Origin of the sequence: Oceanobacillus sp. FSL W7-1293 (assembly GCF_037969815.1) — a bacterium.
Classification (GTDB): Bacteria; Bacillota; Bacilli; order Bacillales; family Amphibacillaceae; genus Oceanobacillus; species Oceanobacillus oncorhynchi.
The window spans coordinates 2,348,383-2,366,964 of sequence record NZ_CP150212.1; the positions used below are offsets into that span (position 1 = coordinate 2,348,383).

At 40.5% G+C, this 18,582-nt stretch carries 20 protein-coding genes and 1 riboswitch; of the genes, 12 read left to right on the top strand and 8 right to left on the bottom strand.

Annotation, left to right across the window (positions count from 1 at the left end):
* Positions 1–34: 34 nt before the first annotated feature.
* From MKY65_RS11510 to MKY65_RS11535, 6 genes are all read right to left on the bottom strand, one after another.
* Positions 35–994, bottom strand: a complete 960-nt coding sequence (locus MKY65_RS11510; protein WP_339184937.1) for a bile acid:sodium symporter family protein — start codon at positions 992–994, stop codon at positions 35–37.
* Complete coding sequence (locus tag MKY65_RS11515; RefSeq protein ID WP_339184940.1) at positions 991–2,376, bottom strand: FAD-linked oxidase C-terminal domain-containing protein; 1,386 nt, start codon at positions 2,374–2,376, stop codon at positions 991–993. Before MKY65_RS11515 ends, MKY65_RS11510 begins: the two co-directional genes overlap by 4 nt.
* 262 nt (positions 2,377–2,638) lie before the next feature.
* A complete protein-coding gene (locus tag MKY65_RS11520; RefSeq protein WP_339184942.1) occupies positions 2,639–3,280 on the bottom strand; it encodes an ABC transporter permease in 642 nt (213 codons plus the stop codon).
* Entirely contained in the window at positions 3,280–4,191 is a 912-nt protein-coding gene (locus MKY65_RS11525) for an osmoprotectant ABC transporter substrate-binding protein (protein WP_339184944.1), read from the bottom strand. Before MKY65_RS11525 ends, MKY65_RS11520 begins: the two co-directional genes overlap by 1 nt.
* A 14-nt stretch (positions 4,192–4,205) precedes the next feature.
* Positions 4,206–4,853: an ABC transporter permease gene (locus MKY65_RS11530; protein ID WP_042533932.1), complete on the bottom strand. Its 648-nt coding sequence runs from the start codon at positions 4,851–4,853 to the stop codon at positions 4,206–4,208.
* Between the two features lie 17 nt (positions 4,854–4,870).
* Positions 4,871–6,019, bottom strand: coding sequence for a betaine/proline/choline family ABC transporter ATP-binding protein (locus MKY65_RS11535; protein ID WP_339184946.1), 1,149 nt, complete (start codon positions 6,017–6,019; stop codon positions 4,871–4,873).
* A gap of 258 nt (positions 6,020–6,277) precedes the next feature.
* Between MKY65_RS11535 and MKY65_RS11540 the strand changes: the two genes are divergently transcribed.
* The 7 genes from MKY65_RS11540 (at position 6,278) to queE (ending at position 11,415) form a co-directional block, all read left to right on the top strand.
* Positions 6,278–6,868 (top strand): GbsR/MarR family transcriptional regulator, encoded by a 591-nt coding sequence (locus MKY65_RS11540; RefSeq protein ID WP_339184948.1) that lies wholly within the window; start codon positions 6,278–6,280, stop codon positions 6,866–6,868.
* Positions 6,858–7,742: a 3-keto-5-aminohexanoate cleavage protein gene (locus tag MKY65_RS11545; RefSeq protein ID WP_042533939.1), complete on the top strand. Its 885-nt coding sequence runs from the start codon at positions 6,858–6,860 to the stop codon at positions 7,740–7,742. Before MKY65_RS11540 ends, MKY65_RS11545 begins: the two co-directional genes overlap by 11 nt.
* A gap of 10 nt (positions 7,743–7,752) precedes the next feature.
* On the top strand, positions 7,753–8,721 hold the full coding sequence (locus tag MKY65_RS11550) for a 3-hydroxyacyl-CoA dehydrogenase NAD-binding domain-containing protein (RefSeq protein WP_339184951.1): 969 nt from the start codon (positions 7,753–7,755) through the stop codon (positions 8,719–8,721).
* The gene (locus tag MKY65_RS11555; protein WP_339184953.1) at positions 8,708–9,181 is read left to right on the top strand and encodes a thioesterase family protein; all 474 of its coding nucleotides are present in this window, start codon (positions 8,708–8,710) and stop codon (positions 9,179–9,181) included. The genes MKY65_RS11550 and MKY65_RS11555 overlap by 14 nt, the downstream gene beginning before the upstream one ends.
* A 249-nt stretch (positions 9,182–9,430) precedes the next feature.
* Positions 9,431–9,476: riboswitch (PreQ1 riboswitch) on the top strand.
* A gap of 82 nt (positions 9,477–9,558) precedes the next feature.
* A complete protein-coding gene (queC, locus tag MKY65_RS11560) occupies positions 9,559–10,227 on the top strand; it encodes a 7-cyano-7-deazaguanine synthase QueC (protein WP_339184955.1) in 669 nt (222 codons plus the stop codon).
* Positions 10,227–10,694, top strand: coding sequence for a 6-carboxytetrahydropterin synthase QueD (gene queD, locus MKY65_RS11565; RefSeq protein ID WP_339184957.1), 468 nt, complete (start codon positions 10,227–10,229; stop codon positions 10,692–10,694). Before queC ends, queD begins: the two co-directional genes overlap by 1 nt.
* Positions 10,687–11,415, top strand: coding sequence for a 7-carboxy-7-deazaguanine synthase QueE (gene queE / locus MKY65_RS11570; protein ID WP_339184959.1), 729 nt, complete (start codon positions 10,687–10,689; stop codon positions 11,413–11,415). The genes queD and queE overlap by 8 nt, the downstream gene beginning before the upstream one ends.
* A 112-nt stretch (positions 11,416–11,527) precedes the next feature.
* Here queE and MKY65_RS11575 read toward each other — a convergent pair whose 3' ends face one another.
* Both MKY65_RS11575 and MKY65_RS11580 read right to left on the bottom strand, forming a co-directional pair.
* Complete coding sequence (locus MKY65_RS11575; RefSeq protein ID WP_339184961.1) at positions 11,528–12,286, bottom strand: sulfite exporter TauE/SafE family protein; 759 nt, start codon at positions 12,284–12,286, stop codon at positions 11,528–11,530.
* Between the two features lie 175 nt (positions 12,287–12,461).
* Positions 12,462–13,916: a DASS family sodium-coupled anion symporter gene (locus MKY65_RS11580; protein ID WP_339184962.1), complete on the bottom strand. Its 1,455-nt coding sequence runs from the start codon at positions 13,914–13,916 to the stop codon at positions 12,462–12,464.
* Between the two features lie 264 nt (positions 13,917–14,180).
* On the opposite strand from MKY65_RS11580, the gene MKY65_RS11585 reads away from it, so the two are divergent.
* The 5 genes from MKY65_RS11585 (at position 14,181) to MKY65_RS11605 (ending at position 18,325) form a co-directional block, all read left to right on the top strand.
* Positions 14,181–15,314: a metalloregulator ArsR/SmtB family transcription factor gene (locus MKY65_RS11585; protein WP_339184964.1), complete on the top strand. Its 1,134-nt coding sequence runs from the start codon at positions 14,181–14,183 to the stop codon at positions 15,312–15,314.
* Positions 15,315–15,331: 17 nt separating this feature from the next.
* Positions 15,332–15,712, top strand: a complete 381-nt coding sequence (locus MKY65_RS11590) for a VOC family protein (protein ID WP_339184966.1) — start codon at positions 15,332–15,334, stop codon at positions 15,710–15,712.
* Positions 15,713–15,729: 17 nt separating this feature from the next.
* Complete coding sequence (locus tag MKY65_RS11595) at positions 15,730–16,224, top strand: GNAT family N-acetyltransferase (RefSeq protein WP_339184967.1); 495 nt, start codon at positions 15,730–15,732, stop codon at positions 16,222–16,224.
* A 220-nt stretch (positions 16,225–16,444) separates the two neighbouring features.
* A complete protein-coding gene (locus MKY65_RS11600) occupies positions 16,445–17,002 on the top strand; it encodes an isochorismatase family protein (RefSeq protein ID WP_339184969.1) in 558 nt (185 codons plus the stop codon).
* 186 nt (positions 17,003–17,188) lie between these two features.
* Complete coding sequence (locus tag MKY65_RS11605) at positions 17,189–18,325, top strand: tetratricopeptide repeat protein (RefSeq protein WP_339184971.1); 1,137 nt, start codon at positions 17,189–17,191, stop codon at positions 18,323–18,325.
* Positions 18,326–18,582 lie beyond the last annotated feature (257 nt).

Below are 18,582 nucleotides of genomic sequence, written 5' to 3' on the forward strand. Positions count from 1 at the left end.
TTTTCGGCTTGGATTTTTTATGATAGAGTTGACGTCAATTTGCTTTTTTTAATTTCACATCTTGTTTATCGGGTGATTTGTTTGCCCAAATGGTTGCGATAACAGGACCTGAGATATTATGCCAAATCGCACCCCAGACACTTGGTAAGGCCGCAAGCGGACTAAAATGCGTTGTTGCCAAGGAAACGCCAAGTCCTGAATTTTGCATTCCCACTTCAATGGAAATGGCTCTCCGGTCATTTTCATTAAGGCCCATCAAGCGTGCTGCTAAATATCCTAAAAATAAACCAAAGCTATTGTGTAAGAACACTGCAGCAAATACAAGCGCTCCGGCAGAAGCAACATTGGCAGCATTTGCAGCCGTTACTGCTGTTACGATAATCAAAATGGCTGTCACAGATATTAACGGAACAACGGCAATACTTTTTTCCACGGCAACAGGGAAGAAACGCTGTACCAGGAAACCAAGAATAATTGGGATAATAATAACTTGGATAATGGACAGAAACATGGCTACCGGATTAACGGGCAGCCATTGACCCGCTAACAAATAAAGCAGTAATGGTGTCATAATTGGAGCCAGCATCGTTGAAAAGGAAGTCATTGCAACAGATAGGGCAACATTTCCTCTTGCTAAATAAACCATTACATTCGATGCGGTGCCTCCTGGAACAGAGCCTAATAAAACAAGTCCGGCTGCAAGCTCTGGGGGCAGTCTTAATAAATAAGCGATACCAAAAGCAACGAGGGGCATAATCGTATATTGTGCCGCTATGCCGATAATTACCGGCAATGGTTTTGTAACAACCAATTTGAAATCAACAGGCTTTAATGTCAGCCCCATACCAAACATAACCACGCCAAGCAAAAGTGTAATAAAACTTCCAAAAACAAGGAAAACGGAAGGGAAGATAAACGAAATAACAGCTGCTATAATGACTAGGACTGCAAAATATTTACCGGCTAATGCGCTTATCTTCTCTAAAGTTTTCATAGCTTATCCTCGTTATCGATATCTACTATTTTAGTAGGGTTTAAGATATTATTTGGATCTAACGCTTTTTTAATATTTGTCATAACATCGAGAGCTGCGCCATGCTCCGCGCGTTGATAAGGTTTCTTTCCAACGCCGATACCATGTTCACCTGTACAGGTTCCGCCGCGCTCTAGCGCATACTGAACGACTTTTTCATTAAATTGTTTTGCTTTTTTAACTTCTTCTTCATTCTCCATATCAATCATAATCAATGAATGGAAGTTTCCGTCACCGACATGTCCTAATATCCCTCCCGGAATAGCTAGTTTTTTTAATTCTTCTCCCGCATAAATAACGGAATTTGCTAATTCCGAAATGGGTACAGCAACATCAGTCAGCATCATTTTTTTACCGACATAATCATGAATATAAGCGTATGCCAAATTGTGCCTCGCATCCCATAAACGGTTACGGGCAGCATTGTCTGTTTCCGAATTAAAATGGTCACAGCCGTGATCTTGCATAATTTCCTTAGAAAATGCAAGGTCTTCTTGTAAACCGGATTCATTTCCGTGAAATTCCAGGAAAAGCGTCGGCTTAACAGGATAGTCGGTTTCACTGAATTTATTGATTTGTTCCACAGAGGCGCCATCTACAAACTCCACTCTGGCGATAGGGATGCCCGCGTGTAAAATAGAAGTTACCGCTTCAATGGCATTCGTCAGACTCGGAAACGTCGCCCGTGCGGCAACAATATGTTCTGGTATGCCATACACCTGAAGTGTCAGTTCGGTAAAGCAGCCAAGTGTTCCTTCAGAACCGATGAAAAGACCGTTCAAATGATAGCCGGAAGCAGACTTGGCAGCCAGATTCCCCGTGTGAATTACACTTCCATCCGCAAGAACCACTTCCATATCTCGAACCTGATCACGCATCACGCCATATTTTACGGTTGTGGTACCGCTGGCATTGGTTGCTGCCATCCCGCCAAGCGTTGCATTTGCACCAGGGTCAACAGTGAAAAAGAGACCATATTTCTTTAATTCTTTATTCAGCTGTTCTCTTGTTACACCTGGCTGGACTCTGACAAGTAAATCGCCTTCTTTTATTTCCAAAATCTGATTCATTAATGAAAAGTCTATGGTAATACCGTTTTTATAAGGAATGACATGTCCTTCTAAACTCGTCCCAACTCCAAACGGCGTTACCGGCGTTTGGTATTTCTGGGCAACCTCCATAATATGTGTAACATCCTCAGTTGATTTTGGGAAAACAACGATATCAGGAAGACTTGTCTGTTGATAGGTTTCGTCTTTGCTATGTAGCTCTCTCACCGTATCATTGTCAGAGATTTGATCGTGCGCTAATTTTGTACCTAATGCTTGTATCACTTGTTTCATAGCTTTACTCCTTTCAATCGTTAAAATGGAAAATCCTTTGTAAATATATCCTGCTGTAAGGATAATATATATTATCCTTATTATAAAGATTTTTCAGATTAATTCAATGATTTAAAAAAGAAATCCTGCTGGATAGGGGACTAGTCCAGAAAAGTTGCATAAAGCCATTTATAAAACATAAACATCCCGGCTTGTTTATGTTAATTCTGGTAACAAGCCGGGATGTTTGAACACACACGTATAATGATTTCTATTATTTATTTTACTTCACTGGGTTTAGCATTCTTTCAATCTTACCCATAATTAAATCTGCTGCAATTGCCATCAAGGCTGTAGGAACAGCACCTGCTAAAATAATCGCTGTTCCATCGGTAGCGTTTGTTCCGCGCACAATAATAGCACCAAGTCCTCCGGCGCCGACAAACGTTCCAATTGCTACAACGCCAATCCCAACAACAAGTGCTGTACGAATTCCAGCCATCATGACACTGATAGCAAGGGGTAATTCTACTTTCATCAGCAGCTGGAACCGTGTCATTCCTGAAGCGTAGGCAGCTTCTTTCACCGTTTGATCAACCCTGGTTATCCCTACATAGGTATTTTGAATAATTGGCAATAGGGAATAGAAAAACACAGTTGTTACGACGGTTGTTGTTCCTAATCCCATCGCAACCATGGTGATGGCCATAAAACCTAATACGGGAATAGTTTGAATAATACTTCCAAGCGTGAGTACCCACCCGCTTAATTTACCATATCTGGCAATAAGTACACCGATAGGAATAGAGACGACGGAAGCAAACAATACGCCGTAAGCGGCCATTAAGAAGTGACGGTAAAATTCTGTCCAAATATAAGAACCATTTTGAGATACATAGGTTATCAATTGTTCCCAGACACTCATTACATGCCCTCCTTATCTTCAAAGTAGTTGTTTTCTTCCAAAAACTCGCGGGCAATGGTGGCAGGACTGACTAATTCCACGTCACCTTGATAGTTCATTTCCTGCATATCCTCTGTTGTTACGGTATCGCTAAGCTTTTGCATGACTTCTTTGATTTCCGGATTTTCCTCCAGGATTTCATTTCTGGCTACAGGTGAAGCATCGTAAGGAGGGAAGAAGTCATCATCCAATACTTTTAAATCATACGCCGCAATTCTCCCGTCTGAAGAATAACCAAGAACTGCATCCATATTACCGGAAGCAGCAGCTTCATATACTAAGCCTATTGCCATTGGATAGACATTGCCGAAAGCAAAGTGTGTTTCTGTAAAAGCCTCGTAGCCGTCACCTGAACGGTTGACCCAGGCATTATCTACACCAAAATTCATGTCATCGGCAAAGGGCTCCAGATCATCCACATGTGTAATGTTTTCTTCATCTGCAAATTCTTGTGTAATAGAAATCGTATAACTGTTTTCGAAACCATAAGAGTCACCCCAGGTCTGGTCAAATTTTTCATTAAATTCCCGCTGTACGATTTCCATCGCTTCCTCAGGGTCAGTAATATCTTCGTAATTTAAAACGCCGGCAATATCTGTGCCGGTATATCTGGTAGCAGTCATATCTACTTCATCCTGCATCATTGCTTGATGCAGGACCATCGTTGATCCTAAATTCGTTACTAACTCCGTATCTAAATCTGTATAATGCTCAATCATCTGAGACAGTATATTGCCCCAAATTTCGGATTCTACCGTATCTAAGGTTGCAATTCGAACCGTACTTTCTGAAGGCCCGCTGAGACCTGGCAGGGCACATCCTGAAAGGAGAAGCGCCGAAAGAAGGGGAATCAGTAATAATTTCTTCATCATATAATCCTTCCTTTTTAAACAGTTTTCCTTAAGGCTTTAGGTGTTAATCCTTTTTCAAGAAGCGATAATAAGCCACTGGCAAGTAAAGCCAAAATCGTTGCCGGCACAGTACCTAAAACAATGAGTTCAGGCTGATATAGATTTAAGCCGTCAAAAATAAGGTCACCTAAACCGCCGCCGCCAATAAACGCTGCCAGTGTTGCCCAGCCGATTAAATAAACGGTTGCGAACCGTATGCCTGACATAATAACAGGCAAAGCAAGAGGCAGCTCTACTTTTCGGATAACTTCAAAGGTGTTCATTCCCATGCCTTTACCCGCTTCTTTTAAACTTGTATTTACTTCCATGATGCCGGTATACGTATTTCTAAGTATGGGAAGTACGGAATAAATAAACAAAGCAATAATCGCAGGTACAACACCTACGCCTAAGAAAGGCATCAAAAAAGCTAAAATAGCTAAACTTGGAACAGTTTGTAATATCCCGACAAATGATATAAACCGATCCGCTGTTTTATTTGGTATACGAGTGAGTAAAATTCCCAAGGGGACCGCAACCAGTATACCTAAAACAATCGCAGCGATAGAAATGTACATATGTTCTCCTGTTTTTTCGAGTAACTCCCATCCATAAGATGCGAGTGTATCTCTAATAGCTTGCATTATTTTCTGCCTCCTTTTTATTCTATAGCAGCAACATCTGCTGTTTCATCGCCCCAGATAGTGTTAAAAACCATATCTGCAAGGGTTGCCCTTGTTACGATTCCTGCTAATTTATTATTATCTGTTACAACGGGTACGTAACTGCTGCCGCGGCGAAGCATGCGGTGCATGGTATCCCGAAGCAGACTGTTTTTATCCACGGCATATTTTGCTGTATCCATTGCTTCATGAACATGGTTTTTCTTTTTATAATTGGAGTCGACCATTTCAATGTCAATGTAGCCTTTTAAAATTCCAGATCCATCAACTACTAACAAGGAGTCAACACGATTGGCATGCATTTTTTGAATAGCTTCTTTTAAACTGCTTTCTTCTTCAATCGTAATCGGGTTTGGATTCATAATTTGTTCAACGCGTGTTACTTCCGGGCGGCTTTCTAATAAACGGTCTTTTCCGATAAAGTCTTCCACAAACTCGTTGGCTGGATGGCGAAGAATATCATCTGGTGTGCCGACTTGAACGATTTCTCCTTGGTTCATAATCACGATCTTATCAGCAAGTTTTATCGCTTCATCCATATCATGGGTAACAAAAACAATCGTTTTATCCATTTCCTTTTGAAGTTTTTTAAACTCCTCTTGTAAGCTGTCACGAGTGATTGGGTCAAGCGCCCCAAATGGTTCGTCCATTAAAATCAATGGGGGATTCGTAGCTAACGCTCTCAGTACCCCGATTCGCTGCTGCTGTCCTCCGCTTAACTCATGCGGGTAACGATCTAAATAATCCTCTGGCAGGTCAACCAGTGAAATAAGTTCTTTTGCCCGTTCTTTCTGTTTCTCCTTATTCCATTTTAAAAGCGATCCCACAAGAGAGATATTTTCTCCTACAGTCATATGGGGCATTAATCCGATTTGCTGTATAACGTATCCAATGGATCGCCGTAATTGGACAGCATCCTGCTTAAGAACATTTACGCCGTCTACTAGAATTTCTCCCCCGGAAGGTTCAATTAACCGGTTGATCATTTTCATCGTAGTTGTTTTCCCGCACCCGCTTGGACCGATAAAAACAACAAATTCTCCTCGTTCTACTTCTAGGTTCAGTTTATGAACGGAAGGAGTATCATTCCCTTCGAATTTTTTGGTTACTTCTTTAAATTCAAGCACTACAAGCACCTCCATTGCTTATTCCGTAAAACTAAATTTTAGACTTACTTAGTATAATAAACAGGCAGGTGAAAATGAAAATCCCAAAAAAACCATTTAAACCGTAAAATCTGTGCAATTTAAACTTTACAAAGTATACAGATGGTTTTTTCTTAGAATTGCTCAATTTTACTCTGGATTGCTATTAAACTTGTTTTTTCCATTTTTATTTAATCCATGTTACAGTGACACATATACGAGTTAAAGGGGGGCTTGGCGATGGAATCATTTTCAAATAATCAATTGCTTCAAGAAATCAAATCCTGCGAAGAACTGCTCACAGATCGAATCGCAGATAATATGGAAACATTCGGCGTATCCTCAACAGTCGGCCGTTTGCTAGGCATTATCTATATGAATCGCGAGGCGATGACATTAGATTCGCTGGCGGATGAAACTGGAATGAGTAAAACTAGAATGAGTCAGGTCATGCGACAGATGATTTCATTTAATATCGCTGAAAAAGAATACGTTAAGGGCAGCCGTAAAGATCATTACAATGTAGAACGCGACTATGCACAAACATTTATATCCTTATTTACAAGTAACTGGTCAGAGGTTGTAAAACGTAATACGAGTTTAGAGCGCCGTCTTAGAGAACAAATTCGTCATTTAGAAACTTTCTTGACAGAGGATTCCTCAGAAGAAGTAAAAGTTCGAATGGAGAGATTACAGCAGGAGCTGGATGAATGGAATGCCTATTATAATTGGATAAATAATCTTGTTGCGTTTTTTGAAAGTGGCGAGATTTTTAATCATGTTCCTATTGTCACCCCGAACAAAAAGGAGGAAGCACAAAATGAAGAATAAACGAATCATTACTGCGGCACTGACTGGTGCAGGTGATACAACAGAGAAAAGCAGACATGTTCCAATTACACCAAAAGAAATTGCGGAATCTGCTATTGAATCAGCAAAAGCAGGTGCTGCGATTGCGCATATCCATGTTCGTGACCCCAAGACAGGGAAACTCAGTCATGATGTGGCGCTTTTTAGAGAAACCGTGGAACGAATCCGTGAATCCGATACAGATGTGATTATTAATATTACGGCCGGCGGGGGCGGCGACTTTGTTCCAAATCTAGAAAATCCAACTTGTGGAGGAGAAGGAACTGATATTCAGACACCAAAAGAGCGTCATGAACCGGTCGGGGAATTGCTTCCGGAACTCACCACCTTAGATTGCGGCAGTTTAAACTTTGGCAATCAGGTTTATTTAGGACCGGAAGACTGGCTTCGGGAGCACGCAAAGCTGATTAAAGAAAGCGGCGTAAAACCCGAAATGGAAGTATTTGATACAGGACATATCCGTCTTGCTAACCAACTAATTTCTGAAGGGTTAGTGGAAGGAACACCAATGTATCAGTTTTGTCTTGGTATTCCATGGGGCGCTGATGCGGATGCAGAAACAATCGAATACATGAAAAGAAGAGTGGTCGATGGAGCACATTGGTCAGCCTTTGGTATTGGCCGTATGCAGCTGCCGATTGTGGCACAGGCTGCTTTACTCGGCGGGAATGTCCGGGTCGGTTTAGAAGATAACTTATATTTAGAAAAAGGTGTACTTGGTACAAACGAACAGCTGGTTGATCAAGCTGTCAGCATTTTAAACAGTGTAAAGCTGGAGCCGATGACGGCTGCAGAGGCAAGAGAACATTTAAATCTTAAAAAATTTAATTCCTAAGAGGTGAAATATGGCGCAAAAAACAATGGCAGTTTTAGGAACCGGCGTGATTGGCAATGGCTGGATTGCGCGCTTTTTAGCAAATGGTCATAAGGTCAATGCTTTTGATCCGGCTCCTGATGCAAAAGAAAAAACAGAAAAAATGATAGATGCTATTTGGGCAACATTAGAAGAATACGGGGTAAACAACGAAGCTGCAAAAGAGAATCTGACCTTCTACAACGAGCTGGAGGAAGCTGTAAAAGAAGCCGATTTGATACAGGAAAATGTTCCAGAGCAGGAAGCCTTGAAAAAAAAGGTATTAGCCCAGGTGGATGCTGCTGCTAAACCGACAGCGATTATCGCTTCAAGTACTTCTGGATACATGCCTTCTGTCCTGCAGGAAGATTGTGTGCATCATCCAGAACGGATCATTGTTGCCCATCCATTTAATCCCGTTTACTTAATTCCATTGGTGGAAATCGCAGGAGGAAAGCAGACAGAGCGCAGTTATATGGAAAAGGCAGAGGAGCTTTATGAAAGCATGCATATGAAGCCGCTAGTGATGAAAGGTGAAATTGACGGCCACATTGGCGACCGGCTTATGGAAGCAATTTGGCGTGAAGGGCTTCATATCGTCAATGATGGCGTAGCGACTACGGAAGAAGTAGATAAAGCGATTGTCTACGGCCCTGGTCTTCGCTGGGCACTGATGGGACCATTTCTAACGCTTCATTTAGCAGGCGGTAAGGACGGGATGCGGCACATGCTTGAACAATTCGGCCCTGCATTGAAGCTGCCTTGGACCCGTTTAGTGGCACCTGAACTGACGGAAGAATTAAGCGAAAAAGTGATTTCAGGGACTGCTGAACAGAGCGGAGAGATTTCTATCGATGACCTTGAACACCGCCGCGACCGTTTCTTGATTAAATTAATGGGACTTTTAGAGGAAGAAGGCTTCTGGCCGGCAGAAAGGTTGCTCCCTTATGACAGAAAGTAAGCAAATATGGAAGGGTAACGTGTTACCTGAGTGGGTAGATTATAATGGACATCTGAACGATGCATACTACGCATTGATTTTCAGTTATAGCCTCGATGCTTTCATAGATGCTATCGGCCTGGATGAAGAAGGTCGAAAAGCAAATGCTTATACCATTTTTACGCTGGAAGCACATATTAAATATGTAAAAGAAGCGCATGACAATGAGGAGCTTCATACGAAAGTTACTGTGTTGAACCGGGATGTAAAGCGCGTGCATCTTTGGTTTGAAATGAAAAACAAAGAAAATGATACTGTGGCAACCAGTGAACAGATGGTAATGGGGATAGATCAGTCATCTGGACGTCCTGCGCCGTTTCCGGAATCTGTTGATGTACGGATTAATCAATTTCCAAGACTGCCAAAAGAAAATTGGCCAGCAGGAGCAAACACACTCATGGGTATTCGTGAGAAAAAGTGAAATGTATATTGGCAGCTGAAAACAGAATTACCGTATCGTAAACTGTAATGATGCTCCCTTTATAGTGGATAGAGAAGCTAATAAAGGGAGCATTTGTTATGTTAGAAGGCAGAACAAACACTTAAAAACCAACCTAATTGCTGAAATGTATTATAATGTTTGAAAAAAAGGAAGACATGCTAACATCATCAGGAAATATATGTTATACTGCCAATTGTAAAAAGAAATTGAATAAAATCTACGAACGAAGTAGAAGAGGTTCTAGCTAACACCCTCTATAAAAAACTAAGGATACCCATACCGCGCCTTAGGTATGGTTTTTTACATTTTTCGGGTGTTTAGAATTCTCTTTTTCAAATTGGAAAGGGGATTTTTTTATGGAAAAAAATAAACGTGCAGTTGTGGTTTTCAGCGGTGGTCAGGATAGCACCACCTGTTTATTTTGGGCATTAGAAAAGTTTGAGCATGTAGAGTTAGTCACCTTCGACTACAATCAGCGTCATAGCTTAGAAATTGAAGTGGCAAAAGAAATCGCTGAAGATCAAGGGTTAAGACATCATATTTTAGACATGTCTTTACTGAATCAATTAGCGCCCAATGCGCTCACCAGGGAGGACATTGAAGTAGAAAATGCAGAGGATGGCGGCATACCCAATACATTTGTCCCGGGAAGAAATTTACTGTTCCTTTCTTTTGCAACCATTCTAGCCAAACAAATTGATGCCAAGCATATTATTACAGGGGTTTGTGAAACAGATTTCAGCGGGTATCCGGATTGCCGAGATATCTTTACCAAGTCATTAAATGTCACCTTAAATCTATCTATGGATGAAGACTTTGTGATTCATACGCCATTAATGTGGCTGGATAAGGCAGAAACATGGGAATTAGCGGATGAACTGCAAGCCTTTGATTATGTCAGAGAGCGGACGTTGACCTGCTATAACGGGGTTAGAGGAGCAGGATGCGGAGAATGTCCTGCATGTCAATTACGCCAGCGTGGGTTAGACCAATATCTAGCGGGAAGACAGGAGATGAATCAGTAATGTTCGGGTTTCGTATTGTCGAAGAGCTGCAAAAGCTGGATAAAGATATTCATAGAGAAGAATTGGCCTATCACCAAAAACGCGTGATGGTAAGCAAGGAGTTTTCCTTTGATGCAGCGCATCATCTCCATTGCTATGAGGGAAAGTGTAAGAATCTGCATGGTCATACGTATCAGGTTGTATTCGGTATCAGCGGTTTTGTAGATGAGGTAGGATTAGTAATTGATTTTGGTGATATAAAAGAGATTTGGAAGAACAAGATTGAAACATTTTTAGATCACCGTTATTTAAATGAAACATTGCCAAAAATGAACACAACTGCTGAAAATATGGTCGTCTGGATTTTCGAACAAATGGAAGCAGCAATCCAGGAACTCCCTAACCAATGCCAGGTGGAGTTTGTTCGATTATTTGAAACACCGACAAGCTATGCGGAAGCAAGACGGGAGTGGATGAATCATGCGTGAAATTCCGGTCTTAGAAATATTCGGCCCTACAATTCAAGGAGAAGGAATGGTAGTAGGGAGGAAAACCATGTTCGTCCGGACAGCTGGATGCGATTACCGATGTGCCTGGTGCGATTCCGCATTTACATGGGACGGAAGCGCTAAAGAAGATATTGTTCAGATGACGAGTGAAGAAATTTGGCAGCGGCTGAAAGAAATAGGCGGAAATCATTTTGACCATGTGACGATTTCAGGCGGGAATCCAGCTTTGTTATCTGCTATTGATAATTTAATTGATTTGCTCCAGGAAAAGGATATTGAGGTTGCGTTGGAAACACAGGGAAGCCGCTACCAGGATTGGTTTGTAAAAATTGATGATCTGACCATTTCTCCTAAACCGCCAAGCTCTAAGATGAAAACAAACTGGGAGAATATGGATGATATTATCCATCAATTGGAAGCCAATGACAGATTAGCGCATACCAGCTTAAAGGTAGTAATTTTTGATAAAGAGGACCTTCGTTATGCGGAAAAAGTACATCAGCGCTATCCGAAACTGGCTTTTTTCCTGCAGGTAGGAAATGATGATTTAGAGGAAATCGAACCGCAGCAATTATCCCGGCATTTATTAAATAAATATGAATGGCTAATTGATCAGGTTGTGGCATCAAGTGTGCTGAACCGTGTCCGCGTCCTTCCGCAGGTACATGCATTAGTCTGGGGAAATAAGCGGGGAGTATAGTAAGAAAGAGTAAAAGGCTATTATCCTATTAAAAAGGCAGTAAGAGCTATCGCCTTTTTGATAGGGTAATCGTTTCTTTCATTTTCTGGCTTTTCTCCAAATGGATAGGAATCTAAATCAATAAAATAATCCCGCCGATTAATGGCACAGCAACCATTGCAATTTTTAATATTATTGGATTCAGCCGAGTGGTGAACTTCGCGCCGATATAAGATCCTATAATTGTTCCGATAACTACTTCTGCAAATAATTTTAAATCGAGAAAACCGACAGAATAATAACCGATACCGCCTACCAGTGCGATAGGTATAATAACAAGCATCGTGGTGCCTGCAGATAGCTGAATCGATAAACCGAAGAACACAAGCAACCCGATTTGGATAAACGGCGTTGAGCCAATCCCGAATGCACCTGATAGTAAGCCGGTAATGATGCCGATTCCAGCAGCTGTCATCCAAAACCTGCTTCTGGAGGATTGATTTTTCTCAGCAAATTTTTGTGTGGCCAACTTGCCAAACCCTGCTGTTACACGAATCCACAGCAATATGGCTGATAAAATGAGCATTCCGGCAGTAAAAAATTTTAATTCACTTTCCGGGATAAAGCTTGCCAGCCTGGAACCAAAAAAAGCTCCAACTGCGCCAAATAGCCCAGTTGCCAGCCCGATTTTTACCATGGTATTTCTTTCCCGCAGGTGGCTGAGTGTGCCTGATAACGATGTGAATACCATTGCTGCCAGAGAAGTTCCAAGTGCTGTGTGGATAGGAATACCAAAGACTTCACTCAACATAGCAATAATAAAACCGGAACCGCCAGCTCCGACAAAGCCAAGTAATAATCCAATCACCAGCATTGTACATAAAACAATCAAAACAAAAATCCCTTTCTTTTTCTTTACTACATAAGTCATTATAGCATAGCGGGCGAGAAATTTTGGAGAAAAGGAGCTTGAGATATAGGCTGGAAGGCTATTCAAGCTGACGTGTAAAAAATGAAAGCGATATGAAAGCATAGATAATTAAGCTTTTATATCGCTTTTCCAACAGTTACAACAAACCAACCCATTGCCAATAAGTAGCACTAAACAGGATGATAAGCAAATACCCAATCACAGTAAGCGGCACACCGGATTTGATAAATTGTTTTAAAGTAAACGTTCCTGTGCCGTATGCCAGCATATTTTGCGGAGCACTGACCGGCAATAGGAAGCCAAAACTGATTACAAATTGCATAATTAGGACAAGACCTGGACCATTAAAGGCTGCCGGCTCCATTGATCCGACCAAAGCGATGACGATTGGGATAAAAGCAGATGCGAGACTGGTGGCGCTGGCAAAACCTAAGTGAATCAAAATATTGAATAGCGCGAGCACGGCGATCATCGCAACCAGAGGCAGGGAAGACACCCCGAGTATTTCAAAGGAATTAGAAGAAAGCCAGGTCGCTCCCTCTGTTGCTAACAGAACAATCCCTAATGAAATTCCTGTTGCAAATACAATCAATGTGCCCCAAGGTACTTTTCTTTGCACTTCTTTCCAGGAAAAGATACCGAAAACAGGTGTCAGCATGACAGCAACAGCAACAATGGTAACCGTAGTAGAATCTAAAGGATGCAAAATGCCTTCAGTTGACCAGAATAATAATAGCAATCCGGCAATAATGATTAAACGCCATTCTTTTCCGCTGATTTTCCCGAGCTCCTTCAGCTGGTTCGTTATGCTTATTCCTTCTTTTATTTCCGACATATTTGGTTTAATCAGGTTAATCATAACAATATAAAGTACGATAGACATGATAAATGCCCAAGGAGCAGCATAGAGAAACCACTCTCCCCATGTCACATCTATACCAAAAGCAGATTCCATAAATCCCAAAGCAACCATGTTCTGCGCGGCTGCTGTTTTTATTCCGACGTTCCATATGGAAATAGATTGTACGGCGGTAATCATTAATAATGCTGCAAGCTTACTTTGCTTTGCCAATCCAAATGCAGCTACAATTCCTAATAGAATAGGGACAAGCGTACCTGCACGCGCGGTAGCACTTGGTACAAACAATGCAAGCACAAAGCTGACTATAATGGTTCCAATCACAAGTGCCCCAGGCTTTGTTCCAACCTTTGACATAATATACAATGCGATGCGTTTATGAAGTCCTGTAATTTCCATAGCAGTAGCCAAAACAAGTGCCCCTCCAACAAGCAGTACAGCAGAAGAACTGAATCCTTCTACGGCCATGCTTAACCCCTGACTGGTTCCATATATCGTACCAGGATCTTCGACAGTAGGGGAGATACCGATAAGAACAGCCAGCAGACTGACTATCATCACCGCACTGACAGGATAAGAAACCGCTTCCGTAACCCATAAAACAACCGCAAATGCTAAGACAGCAAGCGCTCGTTGTCCAACTAGAGGCAATGAATCAGGATTAGGCAGAATTAAAATAATAATAAGAACTAAAAAAGCTGCAATAAGTGCAATAGCATCTTTCTTTTTCATGAAAATCCCTCCCTTTATTTACTTTAATTCTAATATAAAAACTCATATTTGTGATTATTTTCACATGTTACAATTAAATGAATTTGTGTATTAATTCACAATTCGTTCAAAAAATACATTTGATTTTTTATAAACAGGGGCTTAATAGAGCTGGATTTTAAGTAACTGTTATCCAATCATATAATCGAAAGCTGATTGACGAATAGTATACAGTATATTAATATATTCAATATACAAATATAGGATACAGAAAAAGGTGACAAAGTGGAGAGAAATTTATTTGTACCAGCTTTACCGAAAACAGAGCTAGATGCAATCCATTCCTTAGGCGTTTATATTTTTACAAATATTCAGCTGACGGATTACGATTTAAACAGTTCCTCCGTACAGAATAAATGGATAAAGGATTTTTCGAATAGCTTATCGGAAGCCGCTAAAAAGGATTTGAAATTATTAAGAACTGTTTTTGCGCATGGAGTGATTTTAAGAGATTTCTATATTCAAAAGACCGCTGATTTAACCATGGATTGGGATGCATTTATTGACTGGTGGGAACAGCTTGATGAGTCTGCCATGCAGGAACTTCTTATTTATGGAATTAGAGAGACAATGGGCTATTACTACAAATACCTGCTTCGTATGCCGGTTGTGGAAGAGGTAATGCAAGAAGTTCACTTGGAGGAAAAACGTTTACATGATCCTGATAATCGTAAGAAAGCCGTGAAAGCAGTATTACTCAGCTGGTCTGTCCCTATGGAAGAGGCGGGCAAAATCGCAGAGGTTTATGATAGTCTATCTTTTATTAAAGAACGTATTATCAGAATGATAAGGGCTTTTGGGGATACCGGGTTGAGAAAGGAGTGGGAAAATAAGCAGGAGCTGCTGAAAAAATGGGTTAGGCAGCACGAACCTTTGCTGAGAAAAAACTATCGTACAAATGGAGAAGCAATTTTTGAAATAACAGGTTTATATCCGGATACTACTGGGTTGGAAAACATAAATAGAGCGGAACGTTTAACATTCATTCCTGTTTGTAATATGGAAAGACTGCTTTCTTTCATTCAACTCGATAAACATGTCTATCTGATGTTTGATCCGCAAACAGAAACGGATGGAAGTAAAGAAAAGCTGGCAGATTATTATACTGCTTTTGAGGGACTGGGTGATAGGACGAGACTGCAAATCATTGACTTATTAGCTGAGAATAAAGAGATGTTCGCCCAACAGGTTATCCAACGGCTGAATCTGAAGCAAAGCACGGTTTCCCGTCATTTAAATCAGCTGCAGCAATCTAATCTTGTTACAGTGCGTCAGGAAGGAAATACAAAGTATTTTTCACTAAACAGAGATGAACTGAAAAAAGTAGCGGAAGGCCTCCATTCATTTTCCAACTTGTAAAAAAGAGGAGAATAAAGGTGACAGAATTTCAAATCGAAAAGTTGAATACAATTATTGTCCCAGTAAAGGATTTAGACAGATCCATTGCATTTTATAAGAACGCATTACATTTAGAACAAGGTTTTACAGACCAAAGTATGGCCTTCTTTTCTGCAGGAGCTTCAGAGCATAAAACAACGATATTATTGCATATTATTGATGATCCCGAACCGGTAGAAAAGGGAATGGTCATAGAATTTCTGGTCAAAGATGTCAGCTCAGCTGTTTCATCGCTAAGAAATAGAAAAATCGAAATTGTACAAGACCCGATTGAGCGTCCCTGGGGTGTGAAGGAAGCGGTTATTGCTGATCCGGATGGATATCGAATTTGGATAGTAGAAACCATATATCGGGGTTAAAGAAGGGAGGAAACAAAATGGATATAGTTATTGAAACAGCAGCCACAGAGCATGTCAAATCCATTGCTGCTATTTGCTCCTTTGGCTGGAAACAAACTGTAGAAGGTAAGTTAAGTGAGAAGTACCGAAACAAGCATGCAGAGGAATGGTATAACCACGAACGAGTAAAGGCGGATATAGAACAAGGCTCTTATACCCATGTTGCTATCGTTGATTCAAAGGTGACAGGCGTTATTGGCGGTGCAATAACGGAGAGCAGGGTCAGCCAAGTTTTTGTATTGTATGTAGATGAAAAATATCGATACAGAGGAATAGGAAGACAATTATTAAATATACTTACAGAAGAACATAGGAAAGCAGGAGCTACAGAGCAATGGGTGTCTGTACAGGATGGAAATCAAAGAGGGATTCCTTTCTATGAAGCAAGAGGGTTTCGGCAGCAGGAAAAGAAAAGTGGCGTGACAGATACAGGCGAACCGTTTGTTAATCTGCAGTATTCGAGAAGCTTATAATTTCAACCCAGTATTAGCTTAAATTAATTTTTTGAAAATACCGTCTGTTTATTATGGTAAAATAAACATCACCTTGGATTACAAAGGTTATCATAAGGAATTTAGTTAGAGGAGGCGTTCAAATGACGAACAATAATAAAGAGAATGGAATAAGTAAAAAAGGGAGAACGCCTAACCAGACCGTTACATCGTGTTTTCCTAAATTGGAAGGGGACTTAAAGTGAATCAGGTATTATTAGTTATTGATGCACAACAGGAATTAATCGATGGAAATCATGAAAGAAACGCAGTTTTTCAGAAGTCACAGCTCATCGCTAATATTAATCTAGTAATTGAAAAAGCGGGAAAAGCTGCTGTACCGATTATATTTATTAGGGATATAGATGTCAGTGAAGGAAAAGGAAGCGGATTTGAAATTCACAGAGAGATCCATATGCCTGCAGAATCAAAAACCTTTGATAAATCTGCTACCAATGCTTTTTATGGAACAGGTCTTCTGGAATATTTAAAATCACATCAAGTAAAGCATATTGTCGTGATGGGCTGTGAAACGCAGCATTGCGTAGCCAACGCTGTGAGAACAGCAACCATTCATGGTTTTGATGTCACGTTAGTTGGAGATGGCCATTCTAATCTGGGGAATGCTTTGCTGACTCCAGAACAAATTGTGAAGCACCATAACGATACACTTCATGGACATTATAATGTAGATTATTTTTCCATTGTAAGAAACGCAGAGGAAGATTTATTTCACCCTGCGCATGATTCGTATAGATAATAGGATATAAAAAGCGGCATACACCTGTGCCGCTTTGAAAATTATTTCACGAAGCTTACGATACGGGGGTCTGTTAGTAAAACGATTTGTGAAAACAGTCTTGGATATGTCTTCCATTTGCGTTCCATTTGTACTATAATAATAATGTCATTTTAAAGAATAATTTGTCAAATAAAGGAGGATAAAATGAATAAACAGCGAATTATTATTTTTATGTCATTATTTTTATTTATTGCCGGATGCAGTACGTCCGAGGAATCCACTGCATCAGAAACTTCTTCATCTGAATCTTCCGAGGAAAACACGGATTCAGAGCAAGCAGATGAGGAGGAAGAAAACGAATCGGAGGAAGAGGAAGCGGAAGCGGATCAATTATCCTCTGGTTCAAGTACCAGTACATATTCATTATCAATGAAGCTGCAGCCTCTATACGCAAATGGAGATTATGAAGAAGCTTTAGAGTTAATCGAGGAATCTCTGGATGATCATGCTGACGAACCTTTCCTTTATAATGATAAGGGTTTTATTCTCATTGAACTTGGAAGACCGGAAGAAGCGAGAGAAGCGTTAGAAAAATCAATTGAACTGGATGACAAGATGGAAGCTGCATACAGCAATCTTGCATACGCGTTAATAGACCTGGGCGAATATGAAGAGGCTATGGATGCTGCACAGGAAGCGATTGATTTAAATCCGAATGCACCGGAACAATATGTTGCGATGGGAAATGCCCTTTCTTTTCTTGATAAAGATGAAGAAGCAATAACTTATTTTGAAGAAGCGTTAGAAATTGAACCGAAGGCAGATTTCGCTTTATATGGTATGGGTGCCAGTTTGCTGTATATAGAGGAAACAGAAGAAAGCATTGTTTACTTAGAAGAGTATTTAAAACAGCATCCGGAAGATGTCGATGCACTGGATATGCTTGTATATGCTTATGAACTCATAGAAGATTACGACGAAGCATTAGAATATGCCGATGCTGTATTAGAAGTAGATGATGAAATGCATATCATTTATAACCTGGATTATAAAGGTATCCTTTTAACAAAAAATGGGCAGCTGGATGAAGCAGAAGAGCTCTATGAAGAAATGCTTGAGGAGCATCCGTTAGATAAAGGAATTGCTTATTACGGCCTGGCTTTCATTGATATTGAGCGTGGCGAGATAGAAGAAGGCTTGGATCATTTGGAAGAGGCAATGGAAGAGGACCCCAGCTTAATTGATTATGCTGTGACAGATCCTTTGTTTGAAGATGTTTTAGATAATGAGAGATTTATAGAGCTTGCTGAATCCTATGAGGACTCATATAACGAGTTATAGTTAAAAAAGCAAAAGATGATTGATAGTTGTAAACCAATCATTTTTTGCTTTTTTGTTTATCACGGAACCCCCCCGTGAAACTCACGCTGCATGAAGGTTCGTTATATTTGTAAACATTGCGGAGCAGACAGCTTCATCGTAAAATAAGGATATAACTGGTATCGTTTTATGAGTAGGTGAATATCCTTGCAAATCATGATAAGGTTGGCACTTCTAAATTCGATCTTTACTTATTCAAAACATTATATTGATTAAGC